The following is a 5,217-nucleotide window of genomic DNA, read 5'->3' on the forward strand; positions in this document are numbered from 1 at the left end:
AAAGCAATCAAAAAAACGTGAAATGCAAATTCTTAAGATTGATTTGCAATAATCAGTTTATGTAATCTCTACTTTGGTAATCTGTTCATTTTCAGGGCTATTTATTGGAAATTTGCTTCTTTCTGGGAGTTTGTATTTAGATTTTTTTGCCCCATATTAGAGTTGAAATAGAGACTTGATCACCCAATGAACAATAGTTTCTTTTCGCATTTATGTCAAAATTATTGTTTAATCATCCACCCAAATTGTTATGAAAAACAGAACAAAATTTATCAAAGCAAATATCTATGCACTGTTTGCCGTATTGTCAATCCTGACATTCTATGATATGGTAGGTATTGAAATCGGGAACTCCGTTTCCGCCATTGTTCCAAATGCAATTTTGCTGATTGCCCCCCAACTTGGTTTTGTTTGGTATTTTTGGAGGTCATACAGCTTGAAAAACAAAAAAGTATCAGTCTAAAGCTGTTCTTTCTTGAGAATGAAAAGATTGAAAAAAATTGAATTTTAGTATCAGTACAGGATTTTGGTTTTTTGGTAATGATCCTTATAGGTTCATTTATTTTTGAGTTAAAGGTTAAATGGTAGCATTCTGGTATAGGGATTTCCGAAGCTCAAAGCTTCAGAAATCCCTGTTTTTTTTGCTTTACCTTTAGAAGATTTCTGATATTGGGATTACTTTTCATTGGATAAAGGTATCAGTTTCGGAATAAGGTCAGGATCTTCCATGTTTCTGTCAAAGGGGAACATCGGCCTGTTGATCCGCTTAAATTCCATTCTTTCCAAATCCTGATCCACACCACCCGGTGTGAGTGCCATGATCCAATCTGCACGCATGTCATAGAGTTCGGGAACCAGATAGCCGATTTTTACCACAACTATATCTGTTTGTCGAGGATTCAATCCCAACCTTGTGAAATCAGCCTCCAAATGATATGGTTTCCGTTTTTTTGTTACTATCACTGAGACATTGCCTACTTTGACCACCACTTCAGTTATCGCGTTCTGATCTCCTTCTACGATGGAAGTTACCATTCCGGATAACAAAATCGGCGGTGAATACCGAGCATCCACCGCTGCACCGGCATATCCTTCCACCTTCCCACCTACGCCTGCTGCAACCGCTTTTTCAACAAACTCCGGTCCGGGAATAGAAGCATAAATGAGGGAAGGCCCGTTTTCCGATTTGAATTCCGGTCTCTTTAGGATTTCATGCAATGTCCAGGTGACGTCACCTGCACCTCCTGCAGTGGGATTATCCCCCATATCGCTGATGATAAAAGGACGTTTGTCACTCGAAATCGCTCTATCCAAACTTTCTTTTAAAGTAGCTGTTGGGGCAATAAAGTCAAATTCATGCCTGACGTCCCAAAAACTTTTGGCAAGGTCAGCAGCGGTTTTCTTTACCAATTCACCGTTATCTCCGGTGGCCATGACATAAGCCTGATTTCTAGGTTCATCTGCCCAAGCGTAGCCAATCCAGATGCCTGCATCTGTCACTCCTTCCTGAGCCGCTGCAGGGGCTACTTTGGCATATAAACTCTTTGCAGGATCTATTCTGGTACTTGTTTTTTCACCCGGCAACAAGATTGGAACAGCAACCCATGCTTTAAATGCAGGTTTGCCCAATCCTTTTTCCAATCGATACAAGAGATTGTCCACTGTTCTTTTTTTGGATTCCATGGCATCCTCATGTGGAGCCAATCGGTAGCAAGTAATCAGATCTGTATGCTTTGCCAATCTTGGAGAAACACTCCCGTGCAGGTCCATGGAAGTAGAAATCACTGTTTCGGCACCGATAACTTCCCTGATCCTCATAATCATATCGCCTTCAGGATCATCCAGTCCAACCACACTCATGGCGCCATGAATATCAAAAAACAAACCGTCATAAGGCAAATTTTTTCGAAGGGAATCCAACATTTCTGTGACCAATGATTCATACGTTTCCCGGGTGACCGCGCCTCCGGGAATAGCCCTTGCATATAGTGCCGGAAGCCAATTGGCGCGCTTCCTGTTGGTAGAATCAGTGGAGAAAAATGGGTATAAATTGAAAATCTCAGCACCACGGCTTACCCTAAAAGCTTCCATTTCACTGACGGCAGGGGAAAAAGTACTTGATTCAATGGCAATACCTGCTATGCCGATCCGGGGTAATTTGTCAGGGTTTGATTTTTGGTTGCAGCCGATGATAAATAAAAAGAGGGATACAACAACCGGAATCATGGGTTTAGACTTTATCATATTTTTATTAGGATAGAAAATTCGAATACGATAATACTAAAAAAAAAATCATTATGGTGATGGAATGTAGCAGGCAGGATTTAAGGAGAAATTCAAAATGGATTGAAATTTCAGCCTTCCCTGTTTTTGGTGATGACCAAATTCTAAACTTTGTATTTTTGCTCCCAAAAAGCAATTACACCACATTTTTACAACCCGGTGCGGAGATGCAAGGGAATTGGTCAGAGTATTAAAATCAGAGTAGCACCTTGCTTGTGGTTATTTATTTTGAACCCGCTTTGGGGTTGTTGGTCGAAGCAGCCAAAATGAAAAGAATTACAAATAAATTTCGGGATTGAGGATTAAGAGATTGGCGAGTTATGGTATCTAACCTTCAATAGTTACTTGCCATTTAAGAAAGGATTTATTTTGATCCACTTTTGAATGGTATATATGACATCCAATCCACCTCCAATTCATAAGGCTGAATCGGCTTTTCAAGGGAATTAGGATTCGTCTCCACAGCCCAATTCTTTGTATGCCAAAAATTCATCCTATAAAGTGTGCGATGTTGGGGTATTCCGATGGTCGTACCCTGGTAATCCCATAACACAATCTTTTCACCACTGATGGGATGAAGCATCCACCATCGGATGCGGTCTTCATACCAATCAAATCCATAAGTGTAAAATTGGGTTGAGGCATCATATTCCTCAATGGCTGCAATGGTTTCCGGCTGATTTTGGATACCGGATAAAGGCGTCCTAAAGCCTGTGTCAGTTTCTCTATAAATAGTTTCATATACGATTCCTTTGGCTAGATTGATTATTCTGCCAACTCTCCTCAGAGCTCCTCCATGTCCGGTCCATGTGCCAACATATATGACGGTGGGATCGCCAAGCAGCCACTCAAAGTCAATCTCGCTCAAACCTGGGGCACTGTCAACATGGTAGGTGAAATAACCGACTACCGCACCAACATTGGGCTGAATGGACTTTGCGGCTGGAACTTTCAGGCGGGCGGAGTAGGTGCCAAAATGGGTGAACTCTTTGGAGATGATTTCCGGTCCGCGGCCTGCACCGGCACTATCTTTTGGATCGATTTTAAAGGAAAGGATTTTGGTGCCGGGCTCGGTAGGAGAATCCACCCCAAGTTTGTATTTGAATTCCGATTTGTTTCCTGTGGAGCCATACCTAAAGTGGAGAGAAGTAGAATCTGAAAAATCCTCCTTAAATGAACTGTGGAACTTGTCAGTTTGAGAAAGTGTAATCAAAGAAATGAAAAATAAAAATGCTGATAAAATCCTTGGTTTCATTTTCGTTATCTTTTTGAGAATGCGTCAAATCTACAAATAATATTCTATCCCCAAATTTGAGGAGGTTGTGTAGACCAAGGTCAATCGGTGAATCTTTGACCCTTTGTAGATCAAAAGGTAAATCAATTGACTTACGAAGTCCTCAAAAGCAAAAAGCCAGGCGTTAGCCAGGCTTTAAGTTGCAGAGGAGGAGAGGACTGAGCGTGAAGAAACAGTGCGGTGGACTGTTTTAGCGAAGGGCCAGGTTGCAGGGAAGCTCCCGAGGACTCAAACGCAAAAAGCCCGGCGTTAGCCAGGCTTTAAGGTGCAGAGGAGGAGGGATTCGAACCCCCGGTACCTCACGGTACAACGGTTTTCAAGACCGCCGCGATCGACCACTCTGCCACTCCTCTAAGTTGATTCAAAAACGGATAGGTCGTTTACGGATTGCAAATGTATGCCTTAACTTTGAATTTGCAAATTGCGCCATTCTAAAAAACCTCCAATATTCTATAAACTACTGATTTTCTGAATAATTATTTTCATTTCAAGGCCAATCCTTTCTTTTAGAAAATCTAAAATCCAATAACCATTAACTCAATCTTAATTCCTCACCTCCTTAATATTTCGATGATTTTCTCCAAATCCTCGCTGATGGTAATGATGCCAATGACCGGTTCATCTCTTCTGCCATTTTCTGTAATCAGTAAGGCTTCGGCAGGATGGGGGTTGCCAAGACTTTCAACAAAATATTCCCTAGCTGTTACAAAATCTGTTTCCTTCTTGATAATCCGGTAATTTTTAAGTTTGAGCGTTTTGGAAATGAGGTCTTTGACATAAGAGTCCTTAAAGAGTTTTAAAGGCTCTTCGGTTTTAGTCAACACAGCCATCCATCTTGAAATCGCTTCAAAATTGATCAAACCTAAAATATAGCCATCTTCAATGATAGGAGCCTGACAAAAATCTCTTTCAACGAGAGTTTGCAAAACCGTAACCAGACTATCCTCAGGTGAAACAGCATAAACCGAAGTTAAAAAATATTTTGAAACCAAGGGAGGGTTCATCAGTATGGCCGATATTTTTTCAATTTCCAACACAACATCCTCTCTTGGGTCTGCTACAGGTTTGCTGTTTCTTCTCTCAGAATGTATAATGGCATTCCGAAGGTTCCCAAAAAGTCTTAGCTGATCCCTATATTGACGAACTATGAGGTTGGTCTCACTCATGTCGTCTATCAAGTTAAAGTAACTCACAAAATTCCTAGCCTCTAAATTTCTTCTCAGAAAATTTTCGATAGCATTGAAGGCCTCCAAAAACCTGTCTGCATTGCTCATTTCCATAAAAATCATAATTTGATATTACAATCACCATTCATTTGTTTTGCCTAAATACTTTTCCTTCTATCAATCATCAACTGAGTTTGCTTATCACTTTTTACTTCTAACTTTTAATGAATTAATAATAAAAAATGACTCAATAACAAATCACTATTAACCTTTAATAATTAACCAACTCAAAAGTCTGTTTTCCGATCTCCAATTCTTCATTGGTGGGGACTACAAGAATTTTAACTTTTGCTTCTGTAATGTTGATTTCACAGATGTCAGCATTCCTTTTGCTGTTTTTTTCCTTGTCAAGATGGATCCCAAAAAACTCCATATCACGGCAGACTGCCTCCCTCATTTCCTCGTCATTTTCTC

4 protein-coding genes, 1 tRNA gene and 1 pseudogene are annotated in these 5,217 nt (G+C 40.4%); 1 reads left to right on the plus strand and 5 read right to left on the minus strand.

The genetic code is table 11. From position 1 onward, the window contains the following. The first annotated feature begins 250 nt into the window (after positions 1-250). A complete protein-coding gene (locus tag ACZFYI_RS15305) occupies positions 251-463 on the plus strand; it encodes a hypothetical protein (RefSeq protein WP_462525001.1) in 213 nt (70 codons plus the stop codon). Between the two features lie 212 nt (positions 464-675). Here the strand turns inward: ACZFYI_RS15305 and ACZFYI_RS15310 are convergent, their stop codons facing one another. The 5 genes and pseudogenes from ACZFYI_RS15310 to ACZFYI_RS15330 form a co-directional block, all read right to left on the minus strand. Further along, positions 676-2,244 (minus strand): M81 family metallopeptidase, encoded by a 1,569-nt coding sequence (locus ACZFYI_RS15310; RefSeq protein ID WP_462525002.1) that lies wholly within the window; start codon positions 2,242-2,244, stop codon positions 676-678. A 403-nt stretch (positions 2,245-2,647) separates the two neighbouring features. Continuing rightward, entirely contained in the window at positions 2,648-3,538 is an 891-nt protein-coding gene (locus tag ACZFYI_RS15315) for a glycoside hydrolase family 16 protein (protein WP_462525003.1), read from the minus strand. A 307-nt stretch (positions 3,539-3,845) separates the two neighbouring features. Continuing rightward, positions 3,846-3,930 (minus strand) — tRNA-Ser (locus ACZFYI_RS15320). A 198-nt stretch (positions 3,931-4,128) separates the two neighbouring features. After that, positions 4,129-4,857: a CBS domain-containing protein gene (locus ACZFYI_RS15325; protein ID WP_462525004.1), complete on the minus strand. Its 729-nt coding sequence runs from the start codon at positions 4,855-4,857 to the stop codon at positions 4,129-4,131. A gap of 157 nt (positions 4,858-5,014) precedes the next feature. Next, positions 5,015-5,217: pseudogene (locus ACZFYI_RS15330) on the minus strand (acetate kinase); the annotation flags it as partial.

The sequence above is a fragment of the Aquiflexum sp. genome (assembly GCF_977115555.1).